Origin of the sequence: Brevundimonas sp. 374, assembly GCF_900102995.1 — a bacterium.
Classification (GTDB): Bacteria; Pseudomonadota; Alphaproteobacteria; order Caulobacterales; family Caulobacteraceae; genus Brevundimonas; species Brevundimonas vesicularis_C.
Genome location: NZ_FNKT01000002.1, coordinates 338,880 through 364,287, shown reverse-complemented (window position 1 = coordinate 364,287; position 25,408 = coordinate 338,880). Strand labels below are relative to the sequence as shown.

General features: G+C 68.4%; 19 protein-coding genes and 1 tRNA gene. 11 read left to right on the top strand and 9 right to left on the bottom strand.

What is annotated here, in order from left to right; translation table 11 throughout:
• Positions 1-26: 26 nt before the first annotated feature.
• Both BLR19_RS09200 and BLR19_RS09195 read right to left on the bottom strand, forming a co-directional pair.
• On the bottom strand, positions 27-1,358 hold the full coding sequence (locus BLR19_RS09200) for an FAD/NAD(P)-binding protein (protein WP_176758317.1): 1,332 nt from the start codon (positions 1,356-1,358) through the stop codon (positions 27-29).
• A 99-nt stretch (positions 1,359-1,457) separates the two neighbouring features.
• Positions 1,458-2,318 (bottom strand): WecB/TagA/CpsF family glycosyltransferase, encoded by an 861-nt coding sequence (locus tag BLR19_RS09195; protein WP_091749948.1) that lies wholly within the window; start codon positions 2,316-2,318, stop codon positions 1,458-1,460.
• A 224-nt stretch (positions 2,319-2,542) separates the two neighbouring features.
• Here BLR19_RS09195 and BLR19_RS09190 point away from each other — a divergent pair.
• From BLR19_RS09190 to ptsN, 8 genes are all read left to right on the top strand, one after another.
• Positions 2,543-2,629: transfer RNA gene (locus BLR19_RS09190), tRNA-Leu, on the top strand.
• A gap of 167 nt (positions 2,630-2,796) precedes the next feature.
• Positions 2,797-3,411, top strand: coding sequence for a ribonuclease D (locus BLR19_RS09185; RefSeq protein ID WP_091749947.1), 615 nt, complete (start codon positions 2,797-2,799; stop codon positions 3,409-3,411).
• Between the two features lie 7 nt (positions 3,412-3,418).
• Positions 3,419-4,078: an LPS export ABC transporter periplasmic protein LptC gene (lptC, locus tag BLR19_RS09180; RefSeq protein WP_091749946.1), complete on the top strand. Its 660-nt coding sequence runs from the start codon at positions 3,419-3,421 to the stop codon at positions 4,076-4,078.
• On the top strand, positions 4,075-4,569 hold the full coding sequence (locus BLR19_RS09175; protein ID WP_045809724.1) for an LptA/OstA family protein: 495 nt from the start codon (positions 4,075-4,077) through the stop codon (positions 4,567-4,569). The genes lptC and BLR19_RS09175 overlap by 4 nt, the downstream gene beginning before the upstream one ends.
• Positions 4,570-4,598: 29 nt before the next feature.
• Complete coding sequence (lptB, locus tag BLR19_RS09170) at positions 4,599-5,390, top strand: LPS export ABC transporter ATP-binding protein (RefSeq protein WP_174087076.1); 792 nt, start codon at positions 4,599-4,601, stop codon at positions 5,388-5,390.
• A gap of 278 nt (positions 5,391-5,668) precedes the next feature.
• Positions 5,669-7,168 carry an RNA polymerase factor sigma-54 gene (gene rpoN, locus BLR19_RS09165; protein WP_091749945.1) on the top strand — a complete coding sequence of 500 codons (1,500 nt, stop codon included), beginning with the start codon at positions 5,669-5,671 and terminating at the stop codon, positions 7,166-7,168.
• A 74-nt stretch (positions 7,169-7,242) separates the two neighbouring features.
• Positions 7,243-7,887, top strand: a complete 645-nt coding sequence (hpf, locus tag BLR19_RS09160; RefSeq protein WP_055754032.1) for a ribosome hibernation-promoting factor, HPF/YfiA family — start codon at positions 7,243-7,245, stop codon at positions 7,885-7,887.
• A 78-nt stretch (positions 7,888-7,965) separates the two neighbouring features.
• Positions 7,966-8,433: a PTS IIA-like nitrogen regulatory protein PtsN gene (ptsN, locus tag BLR19_RS09155; RefSeq protein ID WP_039244754.1), complete on the top strand. Its 468-nt coding sequence runs from the start codon at positions 7,966-7,968 to the stop codon at positions 8,431-8,433.
• A gap of 43 nt (positions 8,434-8,476) precedes the next feature.
• On the opposite strand, the gene BLR19_RS09150 is transcribed toward ptsN, so the two are convergent.
• The 5 genes from BLR19_RS09150 to BLR19_RS09130 form a co-directional block, all read right to left on the bottom strand.
• Positions 8,477-8,728 (bottom strand): DUF1150 family protein, encoded by a 252-nt coding sequence (locus BLR19_RS09150; protein ID WP_017506777.1) that lies wholly within the window; start codon positions 8,726-8,728, stop codon positions 8,477-8,479.
• 64 nt (positions 8,729-8,792) lie between these two features.
• Complete coding sequence (locus BLR19_RS09145) at positions 8,793-9,230, bottom strand: Hsp20 family protein (RefSeq protein WP_091749944.1); 438 nt, start codon at positions 9,228-9,230, stop codon at positions 8,793-8,795.
• 115 nt (positions 9,231-9,345) lie between these two features.
• The gene (locus BLR19_RS09140; RefSeq protein WP_091749934.1) at positions 9,346-10,659 is read right to left on the bottom strand and encodes an ammonium transporter; all 1,314 of its coding nucleotides are present in this window, start codon (positions 10,657-10,659) and stop codon (positions 9,346-9,348) included.
• Between the two features lie 29 nt (positions 10,660-10,688).
• Positions 10,689-15,200, bottom strand: a complete 4,512-nt coding sequence (gene gltB / locus BLR19_RS09135; protein ID WP_091749931.1) for a glutamate synthase large subunit — start codon at positions 15,198-15,200, stop codon at positions 10,689-10,691.
• Entirely contained in the window at positions 15,197-16,624 is a 1,428-nt protein-coding gene (locus BLR19_RS09130) for an NAD(P)-dependent oxidoreductase (protein WP_091749925.1), read from the bottom strand. The genes gltB and BLR19_RS09130 overlap by 4 nt, the downstream gene beginning before the upstream one ends.
• Positions 16,625-16,856: 232 nt before the next feature.
• Here BLR19_RS09130 and BLR19_RS09125 point away from each other — a divergent pair, with 232 nt between their 5' ends.
• Entirely contained in the window at positions 16,857-19,268 is a 2,412-nt protein-coding gene (locus BLR19_RS09125; protein WP_091749922.1) for a membrane-bound PQQ-dependent dehydrogenase, glucose/quinate/shikimate family, read from the top strand.
• 177 nt (positions 19,269-19,445) lie between these two features.
• On the opposite strand, the gene BLR19_RS09120 is transcribed toward BLR19_RS09125, so the two are convergent.
• Together BLR19_RS09120 and proB are read right to left on the bottom strand one after the other, a co-directional pair.
• On the bottom strand, positions 19,446-20,708 hold the full coding sequence (locus BLR19_RS09120; RefSeq protein WP_091749919.1) for a glutamate-5-semialdehyde dehydrogenase: 1,263 nt from the start codon (positions 20,706-20,708) through the stop codon (positions 19,446-19,448).
• On the bottom strand, positions 20,705-21,862 hold the full coding sequence (gene proB / locus BLR19_RS09115) for a glutamate 5-kinase (protein WP_091749916.1): 1,158 nt from the start codon (positions 21,860-21,862) through the stop codon (positions 20,705-20,707). The genes BLR19_RS09120 and proB overlap by 4 nt, the downstream gene beginning before the upstream one ends.
• Before the next feature lie 201 nt (positions 21,863-22,063).
• Between proB and BLR19_RS09110 the strand changes: the two genes are divergently transcribed.
• Both BLR19_RS09110 and BLR19_RS09105 read left to right on the top strand, forming a co-directional pair.
• Positions 22,064-22,843: a ZIP family metal transporter gene (locus BLR19_RS09110; RefSeq protein ID WP_176758316.1), complete on the top strand. Its 780-nt coding sequence runs from the start codon at positions 22,064-22,066 to the stop codon at positions 22,841-22,843.
• A 230-nt stretch (positions 22,844-23,073) separates the two neighbouring features.
• Complete coding sequence (locus tag BLR19_RS09105) at positions 23,074-25,311, top strand: glycoside hydrolase family 3 N-terminal domain-containing protein (RefSeq protein WP_091750446.1); 2,238 nt, start codon at positions 23,074-23,076, stop codon at positions 25,309-25,311.
• The last annotated feature ends 97 nt before the right edge of the window (positions 25,312-25,408 follow it).

The following is a 25,408-nucleotide window of genomic DNA, read 5'->3' as shown; positions in this document are numbered from 1 at the left end:
AGGCTAAACGCGTCGGTTGTTCGGGTCTAGGGGCGGTCCGACAGGATACGGGCGGCGAGATCGCGGGCCTGGCCGCGCAGGTCGGGCACGGCCGTCATTTCCCAGAAGGCGCCGCGCGTCAGGGGGCCGATGGCGTGAAGACCGCGTGCGGGCGCGCCCACCCCGTCCAGCAGACCGCCCTCGTCATCGACCTGCAGGCCCAGGCCTAGGGGATCGGGGCGACCGTAACCCTTGTCCAAGATGTCGCGGATCATCGGTTCGGTGCTCTTGGAGATCACGCCCAGCGGCCCGGTGCAGTTCACGACCAGATCGAACCGTTCCTTGATGGCGCGCTTCTTTCCGCGCGGACGCCACGAGACCTCGATGACGTCGGTCGCCTTCAGCTCGGTCAGCTTGCCGGCCAGGATCGTCAGTTCGCCGGCAGCCAGCATGGAATGGATGTCGCGCGCCGGGCCGGGCGACAGGCGGTGGCGATGCACGTCCCACAGGGGACGCAGATGGCGCAGGAAGCGGCTGCGCTCGACCCGCGACCAGCCGCGCCAGATGTCGCGCGCGGAATGGCGCAGGCGGTCGAACACGGCGCGCCAATCGGCCTCGGCGGTCGCGGCGCGGATCTGACGCAGGATTTCGGCCGGGCTGCCCGAAAAGGCGCCGACATAGGGCGTGGGCGGAACGGTTGCGTGGGCGCGGGGCAGAAGCCCGTGACGCGACAGGGCGGTCAGGCGGCGTCCGGGCCGGCGCAGGGTGATGGCCGCATCCACCATCGTCAGGCCCGACCCGATCAGCAGGACATTGCGGGCGTCGCGCGCCGTCTGGGGATCGAACCGCCAGGGGTTTTCGACATAGGCGGGGGAGGCGCGCACCGCCTCCTCGACGCCGGGGGGCGAGGCGGGCTCCAGATTGCCCAGCGCCAGCACGACCTGATCGGCCGCGACCTCTCCGTCGCTGGTCAGGATGCGCCAGCCGTCGTTCTGACGATCGATGGACTGCGCCTCGGCGCCGATCAGGGTCAGGCGGTCGGGGGCGTCGTCCAGCGCCTCGTCCAGCAAGGCCTGAAGATAGTCGCCATAGACGCCGCGGGTGATGAAGCCGTCCTGGGCGCGCCACGACGGCTGTTCGGCCAGCCAGTCGGCGAGGTGGGCGGGCTGGTCAGGAAAGGCGCTCATATTGTCCAGGCGGACGTTCAGCAGATGGCCGGGATTTCCGGTGTCATAGGCGGTGCCGGGACCGAAAACGCCGCGCCGTTCGATCAGGGTGACGCGCACGTCGCGCGAGGCCTTCAGCAGATTGACGGCGGTCAGCAGGCCGCTGAAACCCGCGCCGACGATGGCGACATGCGGTCCATTCTGCTGCGGCACGCGCACCCCCGTTTCCCGTTTCCGTCGCTGTCGATAACACGCGGCGGTCCAGAGGGATCATGGCGATAAATATCTATCTGGCCAGTAGGAATAACGTGATCAGCGGTTGCGACCCCTGGCCTTTAGGATGTCGCGCAGGGCCAGCGGGAGGAGCGTCCAGGGCTCGACGCAGTAGCGGACGAACAGCCGTTTGGGATCATGCAGCAGGCGATAGGCCCATTCGACGCCCGCGCGTCCCATCCAGCGCGGGGCCGCGCTTTGAACCCCTGCCTCATAGTCGAAGGCGGCGCCGACCGACAGGATGACGCAATCGGGCAGGCGCTCGAAGTTTTCGGCGATCCAGAGCTCCTGGCGCGGCATCCCCATGCCGACGAACAGGATATGGGGCTGGAAGCCCGTGATCCGATCCAGGACGGCGGCGTTCTCGGACGAACCGGGCCGGGCGTCGAAGAATCCATGGTGGATGGCGATGTCGGCGTCGGGATAGCGGAGCTTCAGCCGGCGGGCCGCCTCGTCGCCGACGCCGGGCGCGCCGCCGACGGACAGGACGCGCCAGCCCTTACGGTTCGCCACGCTCCAGAAATGGTCGCGCCAGTCCAGATAGGTGCAGCGGTGAAAGCCCCGGCTGTGCAGGCCCAGGGCGCGCGAGAAGGCCAGCAGCGGCGTCGAATCGACCTCGATCAGATCGGCGTTGTCGTAGAAGGCGCCGAGTTCAGGCCGCTTCTGCATCAGATACAGGCTGTGCAGATTGTGATTGGCGATCAGGCTCTTTGCGCCCTGTCGCACCGCCTGCTGGATATGGTGCAGCACCTCTTCCGGCTTCACCAGATCCATCGATTGACCCAGGATCGTCACCCGCTCGCGGGCGCGGCGGTTCTGGCGGAACGGCGCGCGCGGCCGGGCGCGGCGCTCCGTAGCGAAGCGCTCCGGCGCAGAGGGGCTGAGAGACGGGTCCGCCATCAGGCGCTTGTAGGCGACCGGGCTTCAAGACGAGGTTAGAAAACAGGCTTAGCGCCCATTAAGTCGCCGCCGAACGCGGATCGAAAAGTCCGTGCGGCCAGGCTTGTCGCGCCGCCTGAGCAAGAAATCTCGCAAAGGCGAAAAATCGTTGTTGACCCCGCCCGGAGCCTCCCTTAGAGGTCCGCGCCTTCCCGATGGAAACGCCGCAAGGCGCTGCCGACGGGGCCCAGATGGCGGAATTGGTAGACGCGCTGGCTTCAGGTGCCAGTGGCTTAACGGCCGTGGAGGTTCGAGTCCTCTTCTGGGCACCATCTTTCAGAAAGCGTCGCACCGAACGGTGCGGCGCTTTCTTTGTTTTGGCCTTTCGGAATGCGCGCGGCGCATTCCTGCTTGAGGCCGTTTCGTGAATGCGGCGCGCGGCGCTCAGCATTGCTGTAGGCCGTTTCGCGCGCCGCGTTCGCCGTGTAAGAGCCTGAGCATGACCGTTTACCTGCATGAGGGCGACCTGCCCGACGATCTGGACCTGGGGTCCGAGGTCGCCATCGATTCCGAGACGATGGGTCTGCGTTTTCGCCGCGATCCGCTGTGCGTGGTGCAGCTGTCGTCGGGCGACGGAAACGCCCATGTCGTGCGGCTGAACCGGCCCGCCTACGACTGTCCGAACCTGAAGCGGGTGCTGACCGATCCGGCGGTGACCAAGATCTTCCACTTCGGCCGGTTCGACATCGGCATGTTCCTGCTGCACCTCGGCGTCGAGACGCGGCCGGTCTATTGCACCAAGATCGCCTCCAAGCTGGCGCGCACCTACACTGACCGGCACGGGCTGAAGGATGTGGTGCGCGAGACGGTGGGTGTGGACCTGTCCAAGGCGCAGCAGTCCTCGGACTGGGGCGCCGAGACGCTGAGCCAGGCGCAGCTGGACTATGCGGCGTCGGACGTCCTGTATCTGCATGCGGCCAAGGCCAAGCTGGACATGATGCTGGCGCGCGAAGGGCGAACCGAACTGGCCGCCAAATGTTTCGACTTCCTGCCGACGCGGTCGGCGCTCGACCTGGCCGGCTGGGACGAGACCGACATCTTCGCCCACAGCTGAGGCGCGCTTGACCGAACACGGCGAACAGTCCCGCATCGAGGCCGACGAGGCCAGGGTCGCCCTGGCCGGCGCGCGCTGGCGTGCGCGCTCGCGGCGGGTGAAACTGTATCGCCGCGTTCTGCCGATCATCATCCTGGTGCTGGCGGGCGGCGCCCTGACCTGGACCGTGTTCCGCACCGTCATGTCGGGGGTGGAGCGCAAGGCCAGCCAGAGCCAGGAAGTTCGCCTGGACGCCCCCCTGTTCCACGGTCAGGACGCGCAAGGCCGCGCCTTCACCGTCGGCGCGCAGGGCGCCGTGCGTGACCCCAATACCGGCAAGTTCAAACTGATCGGCCCGGCGCTGAAGCTGAACCTGGGCGGGCGCAAGGTCACCGAACTGACCGCCGACGGCGGCATCTATGACGAGCAGGCCAAGACGGTGACGATCGGTCCGAACGTGCGCATTTCGGACGGGGGGACGGGCTTTGTCCTGACCACGCCCGAGGCGGTGGTGGACACCTCGACCGGAAACGTCACCGGTTCAAAGGGCGTTCAGGGTTCCGGCCCTATTGGAACCATCAACGCATCGTCCTATGCGATCTACGATCAGGGACAGCGCGTCGTGTTCGACGGCGCAGGCGACAACAAGGTGAAGGGCGTTCTGACGCCCAAGGGGTCAGGCGGATGATCGTGACGAAGATTTCGAAGACGCTGGCCGTCGTCGCAGCGGCGGCCGTCGTGGGCATGCCGGCCCTGGTCGATGCCCAGGCCCAGGCGACCAATCAGCCCGTCGCCTATGGCGCGGACTCGGTCGAGTACGCCCCCAACCGCATCATCCTGCGCGGCCGGGCCGAGGCGACGCAGGGCGGCAATCGCTTTCGCGCCGACACCCTGACCCTGGTCAGCGGCGAGGGCGGCGATCTGCAACGCGCCGAGGCCAGCGGCACCGTCTATTTCGTGACGCCCGACCAGTCGATGCGCGGCGACCGCGCCGTCTACAATCTGGGCAACGGCGAGATCGTGGTGACGGGCAACGTCATCCTGACCCAGGGCAAGAACGTCCTGACCGGCTCGCGCCTGGTCTACAACATCAACACCGAGACCGCCCGCATGGACGGCGCGCCGCGCGGCGCCGCCGGAAGCCGCGTGCAGGGCGTCTTCTATCCCAACTCGAACTGAGGCCGTCTGGCCGTCACGGACCTGAGCATTTGGCGCGCAAGGAACTGTCAGCCCTGAACCTGGACGAGCGGCCGCAACCGGCCGCCGTGGCGCCCGCGCCTGCGGAAAAGGGCCTGCGGGTGATGAACCTGGCGCGGTCGTTCGGCCAGCGTCAGGTCGTGCGCGACGTGTCGCTGACGGTCCAGCGCGGCGAGGTCGCGGGCCTGCTGGGTCCGAACGGCGCCGGCAAGACGACCTGCTTCTACATGATCACCGGCCTGATCCCGCCGGATTCGGGCGCAATCTGGCTGGACGGCGAGAACATCACCGGCCAGCCGATGTATCAGCGCAGCCGCATGGGCCTGGGCTATCTGGCGCAGGAAGCCTCGATCTTTCGCGGCATGACGGTCGAGCAGAACGTCAAGGCGGTGGTCGAGCTGAACTATCCGCGCGACCAGATCCGCGCCGAGACCGACCGGCTGCTGAACGAACTGCACATCGACCATCTACGCCATGCGCGGGCCACGGCGCTGTCGGGCGGCGAGCGTCGGCGAGTGGAGATCGCGCGGGCGCTGGCCGGACGGCCGTCCTTCATGCTGCTGGACGAACCCTTCGCCGGCATCGACCCCCTGGCCATCGCCGACATCCGCACCGTGATCCGCTATCTGGCCAGCCAAGGCATCGGCGTGCTGATCACCGACCACAATGTGCGCGAGACCCTGGACATCACCGATCGGGTGTCGATCATCTCGAACGGCGCGGTGCTGTTCGAAGGCACGTCCGACGAGGCGATCCACGACGCCGAGGTGCGCCGGGTGTATCTGGGCGAAAACTACATCTGATCGGCGGGTGTCGTCATCCTCCGGCGAGCGTAGCGAGACCGGGGGACCCAGCGGCGCGCGACAGCGCGAACCTGTCGCGGACCAGGATTTTCCAACATCGTGCGGCTGAAGCATCGCCTGCGGCGCCGCTGGGTCCCCCGGTCTGCGCCGCGAAGACGCGGCTTGCCGGAGGATGACGAAAGGGTCTGAGGCCGCGTTCGTCTCGCGTTAACCGGTTCGGCGACATTCTGTCCCAGCAAGTTCCGGGCCACTCGGCGCCGGGCGGGAAGATTTCGAACGTGATCGGGCAAAGGTTAGAGGTCAGGCAGGGGCAGGGGCTGGTCATCACGCCCCAGCTGCAGCAGGCGATCAAGCTGCTGCAACTGTCGAACCTCGAGCTGGAAGACTTCGTTGAGGCCGAGCTGGAACGCAATCCGCTGCTGCAACGCGAGGAGCCGGAGGGCGATGCGCCCGAGCCGGTCGAGCGCGTCGAGGCGCCGGCGGACGGTGAAATGTCGTTCGGCGACGGGGTCGGCCATGAGGCCGTGTCCGGCATGGATGCGGGTTCGGACGATGTCTATGGCGACGCCGCGCCGGGCGAGCGCACCAGCGACCGGATGACTGACGAAGCCCAGCCGGGGCTGTCGGACTGGTCCAGCGCCGGCAAGGGTGGCCAGATGTTCGAGGGCGAGGGCGAGCGGCCCGACGCGCACGAGTTGACCCTGTGGGAACATCTTCAGGCCCAGGCGTCGAGCGCGGGCCTGACGCCGGCCGACCACGGCATCGCCCTGACCCTGATCGATGCGACCGACGAGGGCGGCTATCTGCGCGGAGAACTGACCGAATTCGCCGACCGGCTGGGCGTGCCGCTGGGGCGGATCGAGGCGGTGCTGAGCGTTTGTCACGGCTTCGAGCCGACCGGGATCATGGCGCGGTCGGTGCCGGAATGCCTGAAGCTGCAGCTGATCGAGCGCAATCGGTTCGATCCGGCGATGGCGGCGCTGCTGGACAATCTGGACCTGCTGGCCAAGCGCGATCTGGCGGGCCTGCGCCGCGTCTGCGAGGTCGATGGCGAGGACTTGACCGACATGATCGCCGAACTGCGGGCGCTGACGCCGCGTCCGGGCGCCGGCTTCGGCGGCGAGCCGGCGCAGACGGTCGTGCCCGATGTGCATGTACGGCCCGATCCCGCCGGCGGCTGGCGGGTCGAGCTGAACGCGGACACCCTGCCGCGCCTGTTGGTCGACAAGCGCTATCACGGTCTGGTCCAGGCCGGCGCGCGATCGGATACCGAAAAGACCTTCGTCGCCGACTGCGCCGCCCAGGCCAACTGGCTGGTCAAGTCGCTGGATCAGCGGGCCAAGACCATTCTGAAGGTCTCGTCCGAGATTGTGCGCCAGCAGGACGCCTTCCTGGCCTTCGGCGTCGAGTTCCTGAGGCCGCTGAATCTGAAGACCGTCGCCGACGCCATCGGCATGCATGAATCGACCGTCAGCCGCGTCACCTCGAACAAATATATCGCCACGCCGCGGGGCGTGTTCGAGCTGAAATTCTTCTTCACCGCCGCCATCCAGTCGGTGGACGGCGCATCGACCCATTCGGCCGAAGCCGTCCGTCACAAGATCAAATCCATGATCGACGGCGAAGGGGTTGAGGGTGACGTTTTGTCCGACGACCGGATCGTGGAAATCCTGAAGGAAACGGGCATCGACATCGCCCGCCGCACCGTGGCCAAATATCGGGAAGCCTTGAGGATTCCGTCCTCGGTCGAGCGCCGCCGGATGATGAAGACCGGCTGACATCCACAGCCAAGCGTGACCACAAATCGGTGATCTGGATTGACACCAAATCGGGTCGGGCGCGTTCTATCGGCATGCAAGTCCAAGTCAGCGGCAAGCAAGTGGATGTCGGCGAAGCGTTAGGCTCGCGCATCTCCCAGGAACTCGAAGACGGGGTCGGAAAATACTTCGCCCGAGGCGGTGAAGACGCCGAGGTCGTGGTGTCCAAGGACGGCCACAACTTCAAGGTGGACTGTTGGGTCCGCCTCGCGTCGGGCCAGACCCTGGTGACGACCGGAATGGGCGGCGACGCCCACTCGGCCTTCACCGAGGCGCTGGATCGGCTGGAAAAGCGGGTTCGCCGCTACAAGCGCCGGCTCAAGGATCACCACATCGGACCCAAGGGTTTGTCGCCCGAGAAGACCGAAAACGCCGCCCGCGAAGTCGCACGCAGCATCGTGCTGCGTGATCCCGACAGCGTGGAAGACGACGTCTTCGGCGACACCGGCGAGAATGACGGCCCGCCGCCGGTGGGCATGGTCATCGCCGAGACCGAGCACGAAATCCGCACCATCACGGTCGGACGGGCCGTGCTGGAGCTGGACATGACGGGCTATCCGGTCGTGCTGTTCCGCAATGCGGCGCACGGCGGTCTGGCCGTCGTCTATCGTCGCCCGGACGGCAATGTGGGATGGATCGATCCCGAGCGGACGGCCAAGTCCAACGGTTCGGTGAACTAAGCCTCAGTTTGACTTCGGCGCGGTTGTCTCTAAACGGGCGGCCGCGCCGTTGTCTGCTGCGTGTATCGAGGTTGTGTAATGGACATCGGTGATCTGCTCGCGCCCAAGGGCGTGGTGCTGCGCAGCGGCGCGTCGTCCAAGCGACAGGCGCTTCATGCCCTGGCCGAGGCGGCGTCGCATGCGCTGGGCCTCGACGAAGCCCGCATCTTCGACGCCTTGATGGAACGCGAGACGCTGGGATCGACCGGGCTGGGATCCGGGGTCGCGGTGCCGCACGCGCGTCTCACCGAGGTCGAGAAGGTGACGGCGGTGTTCGTGCGGCTGGATACGCCTGTGGCCTATGATGCGGTGGACGACCGGCCGGTCGATCTGATCGTCGGCCTGTTCGCCCCGCCCAAGGCGGGGGCCGAGCATCTCAGGGCTCTGGCGGCGGTGTCGCGCGCGCTGCGGTCTCCCGAACTGCGTGAACAGCTCAGACAGGCGCGCACGACCGATGCGATCCGCGCCCTGTTCGTTAAGGACGCCACGGCCGCGACGGCAGCCTGATTGCGTGATGGAAGGCGGCGCCTGCGCGCCGCCATCCCTAAGATCAGTGAACGGAAACCGGCTCCAGCTCATGCGCCACGGCGGCGGCGAAGGCGGTGTCGCGATCGATCATGACCGCCAGACGCTCGCCGTCGGCGCTGTGTACGGCATAAAGCATCTGGCCGGGGTTCAGATCCACGTCCTTGATCTCGACCGCTTCTTCAAGCAGGTCCGAAGCCTTGATCTCGCGCACATACACGAGGTCGGGGGCGCCCAGTCCGGCAAAGTCTTCCTTGGTCATCGTCATCGGCGTCATTAGGACCGCCTCCTTCATATTTGACAACGCCCGGATCGCCGGGCGGTTCGAATGGCTGTGGTTTTCACCCGGCCGTGATGGGCCCAGACGTAATCGGAATGCGCCGCACCTGGCGCTCGGCCTCGGGCCGGATCAGGTCGACGTGGAGCAGGCCGTGCTCCAGTCGGGCGCCCTCAACCTCCAGCCCGTCGGCCAGGACGAAGTTGCGCACGAATCCGCGCGCCGCGATGCCGCGATGCAGAAAGGCCTGTTCACCCCTGCCGGCGTCGTCGCGCTTGCCGGCGATGGTCAGCTGGCGGCCGTCCAGAGTTATGGCCAGTTCGTCAGGCGCGAACCCGGCGACGGCCAGGCTGATGCGGACGCCCGCATCGCCGATCTGTTCGACATTGTAGGGCGGATAGCTTTCGGCCGCGGCCTTGGCGGCGCGGTCGATCAGGGCGCGGGTGTGGTCGAAGCCCAACAGAAAGGGGCTGTCGAACAGGAGGGTGCGCGTCGTCGTCATCTGGGGTCCTTGCGTCAGCGACCAAGCGGTCAGTCTCCCGCAATCGGCAAGACCGTCCGTCACAGATGAAGATGGGGGCTGGCGAGGGCGGGATCAACCGGCAGCGCCTGCGGGGTCAGTGGATGGCCTCGCCGTGCTGGGTATAGTCCAGCCCCTCGACCTCTTCGTCCTTGGTGACGCGCAGGCCCGTGGTGAACTTGCAGATCATCAGGACGACGAGGGTGCCGACGGCGCTCCAGGCGATGACGCCGACCAGGCCGACCGCCTGTTTCCACACGGTCGCCCCATCCGACAGGGCGTTGACGGTTGTCGTGGCGAAGACGCCGGTCAGCAGGGCGCCGACGATGCCGCCCACACCGTGAACCCCGAAGGCGTCCAGGCTGTCATCGTATTTCAGCGCGTGCTTCAGCCAGACCGCGCCCGCATAGCAGGCCGGGCCGCCGATCAGGCCGATGAAGAAGGCCCCCTTGGGATCGACGAAGCCGGCGGCGGGGGTGATGGCGACCAGACCGCCGACGACGCCCGACAGCAGGCCCAGCAGGGTCGGGCGCTTGCGGTCGAACCATTCGACGGTCATCCAGCCCAAAGCGGCGCTGCCGGCGGCCAGGATGGTGTTGAAGGCGGCCGTGGCGGCCAGCGCATCCGCCGCGCCCGCCGATCCAGCGTTGAAGCCCAGCCACCCGACCAGCAGCAGGCCGGTGCCGATGGCGCTATAGACCAGGTTGGCGGGGGCCATGTTGTCGCGGCCGAAGCCGTGACGCGGCCCCAGCACCAGGGCGCACACCAGCCCGGCGACGCCAGCATTGACGTGGACCACGGCGCCGCCCGCGAAGTCGAGCACGCCCAGCCCGCCCAGATAGCCGCCGCCCCAGACCTGGTGACAGATCGGCGCATAGACGATCAGGTGCCACAGAGCGAAGAACAGCAGGCTGGCCGAGAACTTCATCCGCTCGGCGAAGGCGCCGGCGATCAGGGCCGGGGTGATGATGGCGAAGGTCATCTGGAAGCTGACGAACAGCAGCTCAGGCAGGCCGGGCAGCAGGCTGTGGGCCGTCTGGGCCGTCACGCCGTTCAGGAAGGCCGCCTGCACGCCGCCGATGACGCCGTTGATCGCCTCCGGCCCCTTGCCGAACGACAGGCTGTAGCCGACCAGGAACCACAGGACCGAGACGATGGCGAAGGCGGCCGCCGACTGGGCGACGACGCTGATGATGTTCTTCTTCCTGACCATGCCGCCGTAGAACAGGGCCAGGCCCGGCAGGGTCATCAGCAGCACCAGGGCCGTCGAGGTCAGGATCCAGGCTGTCGCCGCCGTATCGATGACCAGCGGCGCCTGATGCGCCAGCAGGGCCGGGGCCGCCAGGGCCGGTGAGGCGAAGGCCGCCGCCCCGGCGACGAGCGTGACGGCGAGGGCGGCGGATCGGGTCATGGCGGCTTTCTGGGGCAGGCGGTTCGGTGTCAGGCGGAGGTCTTCAGGCGTTCCGTGCGGGCGGCGATGTCGGTCAGGGGCACGATGCGGACGAAGCGTTTCAGGCTGTTGCCCCAATCCGCCAGCAGACGCCGCGCCAGGGGCGAGGCCGTCGCGGCCAGATGGGCCTCGATCAGGCCCTTCAGTCGATCGGCCGCCTGTGCGTCAATGTCGGTCACGCCCGCCAGGTCGCCGTTCAGGGCGCGCTCGGCATGGCCCGGCTGGTCCAGCACGAACAGCTCGCCGCCGCTCATGCCCGCCGCCAGGTTCCAGCCGACCGAGCCCAGCACGACCACGCGCCCGCCAGTCATATATTCGCAGCCGTGCGCGCCCAGCCCCTCGACCACGGCCTCGGCGCCGGAGTTCCTGACCGCGAACCGCTCGCCCGCCGCGCCGGCGACGAACAGACGGCCCGAGGTCGCGCCATACAGGGTGGTGTTGCCGCAGATCAGCTGATCCTCGCGCCATTCCGGCGTGCGGATCGAGATTTCGGCGCCCGACAGCCCCTTGCCGACATAGTCGTTGGCCTCGCCCGTCAGGTGCAGTTCCAAACCCTTGGCCGCAAAGGCGCCGAAGCTCTGCCCCGCGATGCCTTCCAGTCGCAGCTTCAGCCGGCCCGCCGGGCCTTGCGCGCCGAAGCGGCGCACGATGGCCGAGGACAGGGCCGCGCCGACCGTGCGCTGGGTGTTGTTCAGCGGATAGGACAGCTCCAGCGTCTGGCCACGATCCAGGAAGCGGACGGCGTCCTTCAGCACGGCGGCGTCCAGGCTGTCGGCGATGGGCTTGCGGGTCGTCTTGTCGGCCCATTTGCCGGCCGCGCCCTCGTCCACCTGAACCAGCAGCGGATTCAGATCGAGGTCGTCCAGGTGCGAGCCGCCGCGACGGACCTGACGCAGCAGGTCGGTGCGGCCGATGATCTCGTCCATAGTGCGCGCGCCGATGGAGGCCAGGATTTCTCGCGTTTCCTCGGCGATGAAGGTGAACAGGTTCACCACCTTGTCGGGCGTGCCGGTGAACTTCTCGCGCAGCCGCTCGTCCTGGGAGCAGACGCCGACGGGGCAGGTGTTGGAATGGCACTGCCGCACCATCAGACAGCCCATGGCGATCAGGGCGGCGGTGCCGACGCCGTACTCCTCGGCGCCCAGCATGGCGGCGATGACCACGTCGCGGCCGGTGCGGACGCCCCCGTCGGTTCTCAGCGTGACTGAGCCGCGCAGATTGTTCAGCGTCAGCACCTGGTGGGCCTCGGCCAGGCCGATCTCCCACGGCAGGCCTGCGTGCTTGATCGAGGTCTGCGGCGAGGCGCCGGTGCCGCCGTTGTGGCCGGCGATCAGGATGGCGTCAGCGTTGGCCTTGGCCACGCCCGAGGCGATGGCGCCGATGCCAGAGGCGGACACCAGTTTCACTGTCACCCGCGCGTCGGGGTTGATGGCCTTCAGGTCGTAGATGAGCTGGGCCAGATCCTCGATCGAATAGATGTCGTGGTGCGGCGGCGGGGAAATCAGGGTGGTGCCGGGCACGGCGTGGCGCATCCGGGCGATGAACTCGGTGACCTTGAAGCCGGGCAGTTGCCCGCCCTCGCCGGGCTTGGCGCCCTGCGCGACCTTGATCTCGATCTCGCGGCACTGGTTCAGATATTCGGCGGTGACGCCGAACCTGCCCGAGGCCACCTGTTTCACCGCCGAGTTGGCGTCGTCGCCGTTCGCACGCGGGTGATAGCGTTCGGGATCCTCGCCGCCCTCGCCCGAGACCGACCGGGCGCCGATGCGGTTCATGGCGATGTTCAGCGTCTCGTGCGCCTCTGGCCCCAGGGCGCCCAGCGACATGGCCTGGGTCAGGAAGCGGCGGCGGATGTCCGACACGCTCTCGACCTGGTCCAGCGGGATGGGCGTGCCTTCGCGGAAGTCCAGGAGGTCGCGCAGGGACAGGTCGGCCTGGGCGCGGACGACCTCGGAGAACTGCTTGAAGCGGCGATAGTCGCCGCGGTTGCAGGCGTCCTGCAGCAGGTGGATCGTCTTGGCCTCGTGGGCGTGGGCCTCGCCGCCCGACCGGATCTTGAAGAAGCCGCCGATGGCGGGCGACGGCACGGCCTCGCCCCAGGCGATGCGGTGCCGCTTCATCGCCGCCTGCTCCAGACCGGCCAGGCCGATGCCGGAGATGCGCGACGGGGCGCCGGGGAAGAACTCGGCGGTCAGGGCGCGCGACAGGCCCAGCACCTCGAACTCGCAGCCGCCGCGATAGGCGGAGATGACGCTGATCCCCTTGCGGGCCAAGGTCTTCAGCAGGCCCGCCTCGATGCCGGCCTTGTAGTTCAGGCAGGCGTCGCGCAGCGTCAGGCCGGGATACAGGCCCCGGTCCAGACGCTCCTGGAACAGGTCCTGGGCCAGCCAGGCGTTGACGGTGGTGGCGCCGACCCCGACCAGGACCGCGAATCCGTGCGGGTCCAGCGTCTCGGCGGTGCGCACCACGATGGAGCAGTAGGAGCGCAGGCCCGCCTTGGTCAGGCGGCCGTGGACCCCGGCGGTGGCCAGGATCATCGGCGCAGCCAGACGATCCGCCGAGCCGGCCTGGTCTGTCAGAACGATCAGGGCCGCGCCGTCGCGGGCGGCGGCCTCGGCCTCGTCCATGATGCGGTCCAGCGCGGCGCGCAGGCCGGGGCCCGGACGGGCCTCGTCCGAGGGAACGTCATAGCTGCAGTCGATGACCACGGTGGAGCCGGCGCCGACCGTCTCGACCATCCGCTCGTACATGCCGTTGGTCAGGACCGGGCTGTCCAGCACGAAGACGTCGGTCTGGGCTTCTTCCTCGGCCAGGATGTTGCCCAGGTTCTTGAACCGGGTCTTCAGGCTCATGGCCCCCGCTTCACGCAGGGGGTCGATCGGCGGATTGGTGACCTGGCTGAAGTTCTGGCGGAAATAATGCGATAGCGGACGCGGCAGGGCCGAGAGCACAGCGGGCGGGGCGTCGTCGCCCATGGAGCCGACCGCCTCCTTGCCGTCGCGCACCAGAGCGTCCAGCAGCAGGTCCAGATCCTCGCGGCTGTATCCGGCGGCGATCTGGCGGCGGGTCAGGGCCTCGCCCGAGGCCGAGCGCGGCTCGGGTCCGGGGCCGATGATCGGCTCCAGATCGACCATATTGTCCAGCCACTCGGTATAGGGGTGGGCGGCGGACAGGGCGTCGATGGCCTCATGCTCGTCATAGACGCGGCCGTGCTTCAGATCGACCGCGATCAGCTTGCCGGGGCCGATGTGCAGGCGGCGCTTCACCCGGCTTTCGGGGATCGGCACCAGGCCGGCTTCGGAGCCCGCCATCAGCAGACCATCGACCGTCTCGACGGCGCGCAGGGGACGCAGGCCGTTGCGGTCCTTGCCCGCCACGATCCATCGGCCGTCGGCGGCGCAGATGGCGGCCGGGCCGTCCCACGGCTCCATCACCGCGTTGCAATAGGCGTAGAAGGCCCGGTGTTCGGCAGGCATGACCACGTCGTCCTTGGCCCAGGCCTCGGGGATCAGCAGGGCCTTGGCCATCGGCGCGGGGCGACCGGCGTGGACCAGCACCTCCATGACATTGTCCAGGGCCGCGCTGTCCGATCCGCCCGGCTGAACCACCGGCTTCACCTCGCCGTCGCGGTCGCCGAAGGCCTGTGCGGCCATGCGGATTTCGTGCGACTTCATCCAGTTCAGATTGCCCTTCAGCGTGTTGATCTCGCCGTTGTGGGCCATCATGCGGAAGGGCTGGGCCAGCTTCCATTCCGGGAAGGTGTTGGTCGAATAGCGCTGGTGGAAGACCGCGTAGGCCGAGACGAAACGCGGGTCCTCCAGATCGGGATACAGGTCGCCCAGCAGTTCGGCCCGCACCATCCCCTTGTAGGCGATGGAACGCGCGGACAGGGTGCAGATATAAACGCCGGCCAGGTTCTCGGTCTTGACCGTCTTTTCGATGCGGCGGCGGCACAGATACAGTTCGCGCTCCAGCGCCTCGCCGTCTAGCGGTTGGCCCGCGTCGTCCAGCGGCGGGGCCAGCATGATCTGTTCGATCTCGGGCCGGGTCGCGCCGGCCTTGGTCCCGACGACCGACAGGTCGATGGGCGTCTGACGCCAGCCATAGATCCAGAAGCCGGCGCGCAGGGCCTCGGTCTCGACGATGGCGCGGGCGCGGTCCTGGGCGCCCAGATCGGTGCGCGGCAGGAAGACCTGGCCGACGCAGATGGGCCCAGGACGCAGGGACTGACCGATCGAGGCCACCTGTTCGGCGAAGAAGCCCTGGGGCAGTTCGGCCATGATGCCGGCGCCGTCGCCCGACAGGCCGTCGGGATCGACCGCGCCGCGGTGGGCCACGGCCTTCAGGCTGCGGATCGCATATTCGACCACGTCGCGGCGGGGCGTGCCGTCGATGGAACAGACCAGGCCGACACCGCAGGCGTCGCGCTCGGAACTGCGATCGTAAGCATTGCCGGCTTCCAGCCGGTCGCGCGTGTCGTTGTACTTGTCTAACCAGGTCATGCCGCGACCTCCTCGGTGCGGGTCTTGAAGTAGCGATCGATCTCGGCGGCGGCGTCCTGGCCTTCGCGGACGGCCCAGACGACGAGCGATGCGCCGCGCACGGCGTCGCCGGCGGCGAAGACGCCGGGCAGGCTGGTGGCGAAGCTGACCGAACCCACCTTGATGGTGCCGTCGTCGCGCAGGCGCAAATTGGCCTCATGCGCCGCGAACGGCTCGGGCGAGAAGCCCAGGGCCTCTATGACGATGTCAGCCGGCACGTCGAAGTCGGCGCCGGGAACCGGCACGATGTCGCGACGCTGGCCGGGAGCGGCCTCGGTCAGTTGCATGCGCGCGGCGCGCACGCCCGTGACCTGGTCGCCTTGCGAGAGCAGGGCCTTGGGCGTGGCCAGCCATTCGAAGACGACGCCTTCTTCCTCGGCGTTGACGACTTCGCGGGCCGAGCCCGGCATATTCTCGCGGTCACGACGATACAGGCAGGTGACGCTGGCCGCGCCCTGACGGACGGCGGTGCGGACGCAGTCCATGGCCGTGTCGCCGCCGCCGATGACGACGACCCGCTTGCCGCGCGCCTCGTGCCAGCCGTCCTGTTCGGCGTCGCCCAGGTCGCGGCGGTTCTGGTGGGTCAGATAGGACAGGGCGGCGACGGTCGAGTCCGGCCCGCGACCGGGCGCGGACAGGATGCGGGGTTGATAGACGCCCATGGCCAGCAGGACGACGTCGTGGCGGTCGCGCAGCTCGGTCAGGGTTACGTCCTTGCCGACCTCGCAGCCCAGAACGAACTGGACGCCGCCGTCGATCAATCGGTCCACGCGGCGCTGGACGACATGCTTTTCCAGCTTGAAGCCGGGAATGCCGTAGATCAGCAGGCCGCCGGCGCGGTCGTGGCGATCATAGACCGTGACCTGATAGCCCTCGCAGCGTAGGCGGTCGGCGGCGGCCATACCGGCCGGGCCGGCGCCGACGATGCCGACGGTTTCGCCGCGTTCGGCCGCCGGGCGGATCGGCTCGACCCAGCCGTTGGCGAAGGCCTGGTCGCCCAGCCAGGCCTCGACCGAGCCGATGGTCACGGCGTCCCAGCCGGACTGGTTCAATGTGCAAGATCCTTCGCACAGCCGGTCCTGCGGGCAGATGCGGCCGCAGATTTCGGGCATGGTCGAGGTCAGGGACGCGACGCGCCAGGCCTCGCGCGGCTCGTTCTCGGCCGACAGGCGTAGCCAGTCGGGAATGTTGTTCTGAAGCGGGCAGGCGTTCTGGCAGAAGGGCACGCCGCAGTCGGTGCAGCGCGACGCCTGTTTCTCGGCCGTCTCGGTGGAGGGCGGAATCGTGATCTCCCCGAAACCGCGTGCACGCAGTTCGGCCGAGGCCTTGGACAGGCGGCGGGGTTCGACGACGAATGTCCCGCCTTGCTTCAGGGTCTTATGCATATCTCGCATATGCCGCAAACGACGCGTTAGAGGCAAATATTATTGCCGCGGGGCGTTCTCAGCGAAACAAAAAGAATAAATCATCCAATCGGACGCGTTTCGTCGTCAAAACTTGCTGATGGTAGTCGTTTGCGCCGCAACAGGATTTTGTTCCAGGGGTGCGACAATAGGAACCGGCGCGGCCTCGAGGCGTTCGAAGGACTGATTTCAGCAGACCACAGAGAGTGCGCCCATGCCCCGATGGACAACCCCGACCGGCCTTGGGGGATGGCTGACGTTGCTTCTTGGGGTCCTGCTGGCCGTGATCGGTTTGGTTCTGACGGTCGGCGGCGTGCAGCTCGCGATACTGGGCGGCTCCTGGTATTATCTGATCGCGGGCCTGGCGCTGATCGTGTCGGGCCTTTTGCTGGTCTATCGCGACGTGCGCGGGGCCTGGCTCTACGGCGCGGTCTTTGTCGCCACGGTGATCTGGGCGCTGTGGGAGAAAGGCCTGAACGGCTGGGCCATGATCCCGCGCCTGGTCGGACCGCTGGTGCTGATGTTCCTGGTGCTGGCGACGCTGCCGGTGCTGCGGTCGCGCGGCGGCGGCAAGACGGCGGGCCTCGGCGCGCTCGGGCTGGCGGTCCTGACGGTCGTCTTCGGCCTTGTGGTCGGTCAGATCAACGCGCCTGGCGTCGACAGCCCGGTGCCCGGCGCGCGGGGACCGTTCGGCGATCCCGCCCTGATCAAGGCCGGCCTGGACTGGCCCGCCTACGGCGGCTCGGACGCGGCCCAGCGCTATTCGCCGCTGAACCAGATCAACAAGACCAACGTCGGGCAGTTGGAGCGGGCTTGGACCTTCCGCACCGGCGATCTGCCCGGCGAACGGTTCGGCGCCGAGACCACGCCGCTGAAGATCGCAGACACCGTCTATCTCTGCTCGGGTCGCAACAAGATGTTCGCCCTGGACGCCAACACCGGTCGGCAGAAATGGGCCTATGATCCCAAGGTGGCGGACGAGCAGATCCCCTACACCGCCGCCTGCCGGGGCGTGACCTACTACGCCGCGCCGAACGTCGACCAGGCCCAGCCCTGCGCGACGCGCATCATCGAAGGCACGCTGGACGGCCGCATCATCGCAGTCGATGCGCGCACCGGAGTGCCTTGCCCCGCCTTCGGAACCAACGGCGCCGTCAGCATCAAGGAAGGGATGGGCAATCCCTATCCCGGCATGGTTTCGATCACCTCGCCGCCCGTCGTCGTGCGTGGCGTCATCGTCACGGGCCATCAGGTTCTGGACGGCCAGAAACGCTGGAACGCCTCGGGCGTCATTCAGGGCTATGACGTCGTCACCGGCCAGCTGCGCTTCGCCTGGGACATGATGCGTCCCGACATCACCACCGCCCCGCCGGCCGGTCAGACCTACACGCCGGGCACGCCGAACATGTGGACGACGGCGACGGGCGACGAAGCCCTGGGCCTGGTCTATCTGCCGATGGGCAACTCGGCCGCCGACTATTATTCGTCGCTGCGCCGGCCTCAAGAGAACCAGTATTCCAGCGCCTTGGTCGCGCTGGACGTCACGACCGGCAAGCCGCGATGGAGCTATCAGACCGTTCGCCGCGACGTCTGGGACTATGACCTGGGTTCGCAGGTGACGCTGGTCGACATGCCGACCGCAGGGGGCGTGACGCCTGCGGTGATCCTGCCGTCCAAGCGCGGCGAAATCTTTGTGCTGGATCGCCGCACGGGCCAGCCCCTGCACGGCGTTCAGGATCGTCCGGCTCCGCGCGGCGGCGTCGAACCGGCGCAGCGCGCGGCGACCCAGCCCTATTCGCTGTTCAACACCCTGGCCAAGCCCGACCTGCGCGAAGTCGACATGTGGGGCATGTCGCCGATCGATCAGATGATCTGCCGCATCCAGTTCAGGGAGGCGTCGTATCAGGGCCAGTTTACGCCCCCGACCGCCGACCGTCGCTTCATCGAATATCCGGGCTACAACGGCGGGTCGGACTGGGGCAGCGTGGCGCTGGATCCGCGTCGCGGCGTGATCATCGCCAATTACAACGACATGCCCAATTACAACCGTCTGGTGCCGCGCGCCGAGGCGAACAAGCGGGGCTGGTTCCCGCGCGACGACCCTCGCTATCAGGCCGAGACGACGGGCGAAGGCGCCAAGGCCGAGGGCGCGGGCGATCCGCAGATGGGCGTGCCCTATGCGATCGACGTCAACGCCGGCTGGCGGATGCCCTTCACCGGCCTGCTGTGCAAAGAACCTCCGTACGGCGGCATCCGCGCCATCGATGTCCAGAGCGGCAAGACCCTGTGGGACCGTCCGTTCGGCACGGCGCGCAAGAACGGGCCGTTCGGCATCCCCTCGATGCTGCCGCTGGAGATCGGCACGCCGAACAACGGCGGCTCGGTGGTCACGGCGGGCGGCCTGATCTTCATCGCCGCAGCGACCGACGACCTGATCCGCGCCATCGATATCGAGACGGGCAAGACCGTCTGGTCCGACGTCTTGCCCGCCGGCGGTCAGGCCAACCCGATGATCTACGAACAGAACGGCCGCCAGTATCTGGTGATCGTCGCCGCCGGCCATCACTTCATGGAAACGCCGGAAGGCGATTACGTGATCGCCTATGCTTTGCCGCAGCGCGGTTGAGACGAAGCATCAATCTCCCTCCCCCGCGGGGGAGGGTGGTCGCGCCAGCGACCGGGTGGGGGCGGCTCGGAAACGAGCCGCCTTTTCTCGTTCAGCGGGATGTCGCCAGCCGCCCCCACCCGGCCTCGCCTTCGGCTCAGCCACCCTCCCCGAACGGGGAGGGAGAGCGTGCGCGACCTACGGCCTGATCTGTCCCTGGCCGCGCACCACATATTTGTAGGTGGTCAGCTGCTCCGCCCCAACCGGGCCGCGGGCGTGGAGGCGGTTGGTGGAGATGCCGATCTCGCCGCCGAAGCCGAACTCGCCGCCGTCGGCGAACTGGGTCGAGGCGTTGATCAGGACGATGGCGCTGTCGACCTTGGCCGCGAACCGCTCGGCGGCCTCGGCGTCGGTGGTGACGATGGCCTCGGTGTGGCCCGAGCCGTAGCGGGCGATGTGATCGCTGGCGGCATCCAGATCGTCCACGACGCGGACGGCGAGGATCGGGGCCAGATATTCGGTGGTCCAGTCGGCCTCGGTCGCGGGCGTCATGGCGGGGACTAAGGCGCGGGCGTCGGCGTCGCCGCGCAGTTCGCAGCCGGCGGCGATCAGGTCGGCGGCGACGGGGGGGAGCAGGCGCTGGGCCGCCGCCCGGTCCACCAGCAGGGTCTCGGTGGCGCCGCAGACCGAGACGCGGCGCATCTTGGCGTTCAGGACGATGGCGCGGGCGGTCTCAAGATCGGCGGCCTCATGCAGATAGGTGTGGTTCAGGCCTTCCAGGTGGCTGAGCACGGCCGTTCGCGCCTCGGCCTGGACGCGGGCGACCAAGCTTTTGCCGCCGCGCGGCACGATGACGTCGATGGCGCCGCTCAGCCCGGTCAGCATCAGGCCGACGGCCTCACGGTCGGGGGTGTCGACCAGCTGCACCGCATCGGCGGGCAGGCCGGCCTCAGCCAGGGCTTCCGCGATCAGGGCGGCGATGGCCAGGGACGACTGAAGGCAGTCCGAGCCGCAGCGCAGGATGGCGGCATTGCCCGAGCGGATGCACAGGGCGGCGGCGTCGGCGGTGACGTTGGGGCGGCTCTCGTAGATGACGCCCAGCACGCCGATCGGGGTGCGGACGCGGGCGATGTCGAGGCCGTTGGCGGGGGTCCAGCGTTCGGTCTCGACGCCCAGCGGATCGGGCACGGCGGCGATGGTCGCCACCGCCTCGGCCATGCCGGCGATGCGCGCGGGGCTCAGCGACAGGCGGTCGATCAGGGCCTCGGTCATGCCGTTCGCGCGGGCGGCCTCAACGTCGCGGGCGTTGGCGGCGATCAGGGCGGGTTCGGCCGTCGTCAGCTTTGCGGACAGGATTTCCAGCGCGCGGGTGCGGGCGGCGGCGGGGGCTTCGCGCAAGAGCACGGCGGCGGTGCGGGCGCGCTGGCCCAGATCGAGCATTCGGGTCGAGAGGTCGGTCATCGGTCGTCCAGCACCATGTCGTCGCGGTGGATCAGGACCGAGGCCCCGCGATAGCCCAGCAGGGTCTCGATCTCGTCCGAGCGGCGGCCGCGAAGGCGCGCAGCCTCGTCGGCGGCGTAGGCGGCCAGCCCCACCCCGACGGCGCGACCGTTCGGATCGATCAGCCGCACGCAGTCGCCCTTCTCGAAGCCGCCCGTGACCCCCGTGACTCCGGCCGGCAGCAGGCTCTTGCCCGCCTTGAGCGCCGTGACCGCCCCGGCGTCCAGCGTCAGGGTTCCAGCGGGAGACAGGCTGCCGGCGATCCACTGCTTATAGGCGGCCATCGGCCCGTCGGGGGCGGCGATCAGGGTGGCGCGCGCGCCGTCGCGGATGGCGGCGAGGGGCGACAGGGTCTGGCCTGAGGCGATGATCGTGGCGCAACCCGCCGAGCGCGCGATCTGGGCCGCCGCCAGCTTGGTCGCCATGCCGCCGGTTCCGACGCCCGCATCGGCGTTGGCGCCCCCGCCCATGGCCAGGATGTCTGGGCTCAGCGTCTCGATCAGAGGTAGATGGGCGGCTTTCGAATCACGGCGCGGGTCTGCGGTATAGAGGCCGTCCACGTCCGACAGCAGGACCAGCAGGTCTGCGCGCGCCAGCTGGGCCGTGCGCGCCGCCAGCCGGTCGTTGTCGCCGTAACGAATTTCCTCGGTCGCCACCGTGTCGTTCTCATTGACGATGGGGATCACGCCGTGGGTCAACAGGGCCTCGACGGTCGCGCGGGCGTTCAGCCACCGCCGACGGCGTTCGGTGTCGTCGCGTGTCAGCAGAACCTGGCCCGCGATCAGGCCGTGCGGGTCCAAAGCCCCGGACCAGGCCGCCATCAGCAGCGACTGTCCGACCGAGGCCGCCGCCTGCTTGTCCTCCAGCCGTGCGCCCAGCGCGGGCAACCGTCCCCGGCCCAGGGCGATCGAGCCGGACGAGACGACGATGACCTCGCGCCCCTCGGCCTTCAGCGCCGCGAGATCCGAGGCGACGGCCGCCAGCCAGTCGCGCGTCGGCTGGCGCGTGGCCGCGTCGATCAGCAGGGAGGATCCGATCTTGACCACGACCCGCCGGGCGGCGCCCAGCGCCGACGCAGCGTTCGGGCCGACGGGGAGGGCGGCGCGCTGGGACATGAAGCTTTCTCTAGAGCCTGATCCGCCTGAGTTGAAGCGCTTCGCGCTTCGACGACGCGGTGAATCAGGCTCCAGATTCAAGCTGGACCTTGATTCACGGCTTCAGCGGAATCGCGAAGCGATTCCTCATCAGCCGATCAAGGTCTGGCGCCACGGTTCGGGCTTGTCTCTTGCCGTGTCTCGCCGCAATGCAGACGAATGATGGAATCCCTTTCCCCCATCGCCGCAGGCGGTCTGGGCAGTCTGGCGGCGGGCATGATGACGGCGGTGGGCGCCGTGCCTCTGCTGTTCTTCCGCATGGCGGGGGTGCAGACCCAGAGCGCCCTGCTGGGATTCGCCGCCGGGGTCATGCTGGCGGCCTCCTTCTTCTCGCTGATCATCCCCGGCGTGGACGTGTTGCAGGCGGGTGGGGCCAGCCAGGCGGCGGCGGCCGGCGTCATGGGGGCGGCGGTGCTGATCGGGGCGACGGTGATCGGCCTGATGAACCGGTTCGCGCCGGTGGACATGCTGGCCATCGGGCCGGCGGGATCACGCGACCTGTCGCGGCGCATCTGGCTGTTCATCATCGCCATCACCCTGCACAACTTCCCTGAGGGCGCGGCCGTGGGCGTCAGCTTCGGCGGCGGCGACATGCATCAAGGGCTGTCCACGGCGCTCGGCATCGGCATCCAGAACATGCCCGAGGGGCTGGCGGTGTCGGCGGCGATGGCGACCCTGGGATACGGCCGCTGGCCGGCCTTTGCGGCGGCGCTGGCCTCGGGCCTGGTCGAGCCGGTCGGCGGGCTGATCGGCGCCAGCGTGGTCGATCTCTTGCCCGGCGCCCTGCCGTGGGGCCTGGGCCTGGCGGCGGGAGCCATGATCTATGTCGTCACCGCCGAGATCATTCCCGAGACCCGCGAGAAGTCCAAGGGCGAGGGGTCTATGATCGGCCTGATGATCGGCCTGGTCGGAATGATGTTCCTGGATATCGCCCTGGGATGATGCGGGCGAAACGCGGCGTGACCGCGCAGCGGGGCGTTACATCGATTTACATGGCAGGCGGGGGTTGAAGCCGTCGGGGCCGAGAGGCTAGGCCTCTCGCTTCGCTGCTCGATTGTCCCCCGAAAGGAGCGCCAGCCTAAATGACGCGACCTCTCAAGCCTGCGGCTTCCCGTAGAAATTTCTTGTCTGGCCTGGGGCTTTTGGCCCTGATGGGCGCCGGAGTGTTCCCCATGCCTGTTTCCGCCCAAGCGTCTCGCACCGTCGCCCGTCACCGCCAGAAGATCGAGGATCTGATCGCGGCCATGACGGTCGAGGAGAAGGCGGGCCAGCTGAACCTGCTGGCCGATCCGTTCCGCTGGATGCCGACGGCGGTGAACCCGCTGGACGGCACGGGCGATCCCGCGCGCGTCACGGCCCTGATCCGCGAAGGCAAGGTCGGCAGCCTGTTTAACGGCATCGGCGCCGAGGCGGGCCGTCGCATCCAGCGCGTGGCGATGGAAGAGAGCCGGCTGAAGATCCCGCTGCTGTTCGCGGCGGACGTGATCCACGGCCTGTCGACCATCTTCCCCGTGCCCCTGGCCGAGGCGGCGGCCTTCGATACCGAACTGGCGCGGCGCACGGCGCGGGCCGCGGCGGTCGAGACGGCGGCGTCGGCCGTTCACCAGACCTACGCCCCCATGGTGGACGTGGCCCGCGACCAGCGCTGGGGCCGCAACGTCGAGGGCGCGGGCGAGGACGTTCTGCTGAACAACCTGCTGGCCGCCGCGCGCGTGCGCGGCTTCCAGGGCGAAAAGGGTCTGGACGACCGTGACGCGGTCTTAGCCACCGCCAAACACATGGCCGCCTATTCCGCCGCCGTCGGCGGGGTCGAATACAACACCACCGACATGAGCGAGCAGACGTTGCGTGGGGTCTTCCTGCCCCCGTTCAAGGCGTCGGTGGACGCCGGCGCCCTGTCGATCATGAGCGCCTTCAACGACGTCAACGGCGTGCCGGCGTCGGGCAGCCGCAAGCTGCTGACCGACATTTTGCGCGGCGAATGGGGCTTCGAGGGCTTCGTCGTCTCCGACTACACCTCCGAGCAGGAACTGGTGGCCCACGGCTTCGCCGAGGACGGCCGCGACGCCGCCCGCCTGGCCTTCAACGCCGGGGTCGATGTGTCGATGGTGTCGGGTCTGTATCTGGAACATCTGCCCAGCCTGGTCGCCTCGGGCGAAGTGTCGATGGCGCGGCTGGACGAGGCGGTGCGCCGCGTCCTGAACACCAAGGCGGCGCTGGGCCTGTTCGACGATCCCTATCGCGGCACGGACCCGGTGCGTGAAAAGGCGGTGGTCGGGTCGCGCGAGCACGTCGAGCTGTCGCGCGAGGCGGGCCGCAAGTCGGTCGTGCTGCTGAAGAACGACAACGGCCTGCTGCCGCTGAAGAAGAACCAGAAGATCGCCCTGGTCGGCCCGTTCGCCGACGACGTGGACAATGTCTGGGGGCCGTGGACCATCTGGGGCGCGCCCGAGCGACGCGTTTCGCTGGAGACGGGCTTCCGCGCGGCCATGAGCGATCCGCAGAACCTGACCCTCGCACGCGGCTCGGGCGTCGAGACGCCGCTGGACGGCGGGATCGAGCAGGCCATCGCCGCCGCCCGCGACGCCGAGGTCATCGTCCTGGCCATCGGCGAGGCGACCAACATGTCGGGCGAGGCCCAGTCGCGCACCGAGATCGTGGTGCCCGCGCCGCAGGTCGCCCTGGTCGACGCCATGGCGGCGCTGGGCAAGCCCATGGTCATCCTGCTGAGGAACGGCCGGGCGCTTGCGTTGGAAGGCAATGTGAAGAACGCTCAGGCCATCGTCGTGACCTGGTTTCTGGGCGAACAGATGGGCCATGCCGTCGCCGACGTCCTGTTCGGCGATCACGGCCCGTCGGCGCGCCTGCCGGTCAGCTTCCCGCACAAGTCGGGCCAGCAGCCCTATTCCTACGACCGCAAGACCACCGGCCGCCCGGCCAATCCCGATCTGGCGAGCGAGGAATACAAGGCCCGCTATCGCGAGACGACAAATACGGCGCTGTATCCCTTCGGCTACGGCCTGACCTATGGCGCGGTCAGCTATGGGCCGGTCGAGATGGAGAGCGACAAGCTGGCCTGGGCCGGCACGCTGGATCTGGCCGTGACCGTAACCAACACCGGATCGCATCCGGCCGAGGAGTTGGTGCAACTGTATATCCACGACCGGGTCGCCAGCCTGACCCAGCCGGGCCGGCTGCTGAAGGATTTCAAGCGCGTGTCGCTGAAACCGGGGCAAAGCGCCAAGGTGACCTTCACCCTGAACGCCCGCCAACTGGGCTTCATCGGCGCGGACGAGACCTGGCGCATCGAGCCCGGTCTGTTCGACGTCTGGCTGGCGCCGCACGCCCAGGGCGGGGCCAAGGCGACGTTCCAGCTAATCGGTCCGGCGTCCATCACCGACGGGCGGTGACGCGCGCCACGTTGACGGGGCAGGCGGCAGGGCTTAACGACGCCGCCGTTTGCCTTCGGCCTTCGTATCGGCCGGATTCGATTTTAGGAGCGCGCCC

Excerpts from the sequence above, each read along its gene's own strand:
- BLR19_RS09195 (WP_091749948.1), bottom strand. The coding sequence starts at position 2,318 with ATGGCGGACCCGTCTCTCAGCCCCTCTGCGCCGGAGCGCTTCGCTACG.
- BLR19_RS09185 (WP_091749947.1), top strand. The coding sequence starts at position 2,797 with ATGACCGTTTACCTGCATGAGGGCGACCTGCCCGACGATCTGGACCTG.
- BLR19_RS09175 (WP_045809724.1), top strand. The coding sequence starts at position 4,075 with ATGATCGTGACGAAGATTTCGAAGACGCTGGCCGTCGTCGCAGCGGCG.
- hpf (WP_055754032.1), top strand. The coding sequence starts at position 7,243 with ATGCAAGTCCAAGTCAGCGGCAAGCAAGTGGATGTCGGCGAAGCGTTA.
- ptsN (WP_039244754.1), top strand. The coding sequence starts at position 7,966 with ATGGACATCGGTGATCTGCTCGCGCCCAAGGGCGTGGTGCTGCGCAGC.
- BLR19_RS09150 (WP_017506777.1), bottom strand. The coding sequence starts at position 8,728 with ATGACGCCGATGACGATGACCAAGGAAGACTTTGCCGGACTGGGCGCC.
- BLR19_RS09145 (WP_091749944.1), bottom strand. The coding sequence starts at position 9,230 with ATGACGACGACGCGCACCCTCCTGTTCGACAGCCCCTTTCTGTTGGGC.
- BLR19_RS09140 (WP_091749934.1), bottom strand. The coding sequence starts at position 10,659 with ATGACCCGATCCGCCGCCCTCGCCGTCACGCTCGTCGCCGGGGCGGCG.
- gltB (WP_091749931.1), bottom strand. The coding sequence starts at position 15,200 with ATGACCTGGTTAGACAAGTACAACGACACGCGCGACCGGCTGGAAGCC.
- BLR19_RS09130 (WP_091749925.1), bottom strand. The coding sequence starts at position 16,624 with ATGCATAAGACCCTGAAGCAAGGCGGGACATTCGTCGTCGAACCCCGC.
- BLR19_RS09125 (WP_091749922.1), top strand. The coding sequence starts at position 16,857 with ATGCCCCGATGGACAACCCCGACCGGCCTTGGGGGATGGCTGACGTTG.
- BLR19_RS09120 (WP_091749919.1), bottom strand. The coding sequence starts at position 20,708 with ATGACCGACCTCTCGACCCGAATGCTCGATCTGGGCCAGCGCGCCCGC.
- proB (WP_091749916.1), bottom strand. The coding sequence starts at position 21,862 with ATGTCCCAGCGCGCCGCCCTCCCCGTCGGCCCGAACGCTGCGTCGGCG.
- BLR19_RS09110 (WP_176758316.1), top strand. The coding sequence starts at position 22,064 with ATGGAATCCCTTTCCCCCATCGCCGCAGGCGGTCTGGGCAGTCTGGCG.
- BLR19_RS09105 (WP_091750446.1), top strand. The coding sequence starts at position 23,074 with ATGCCTGTTTCCGCCCAAGCGTCTCGCACCGTCGCCCGTCACCGCCAG.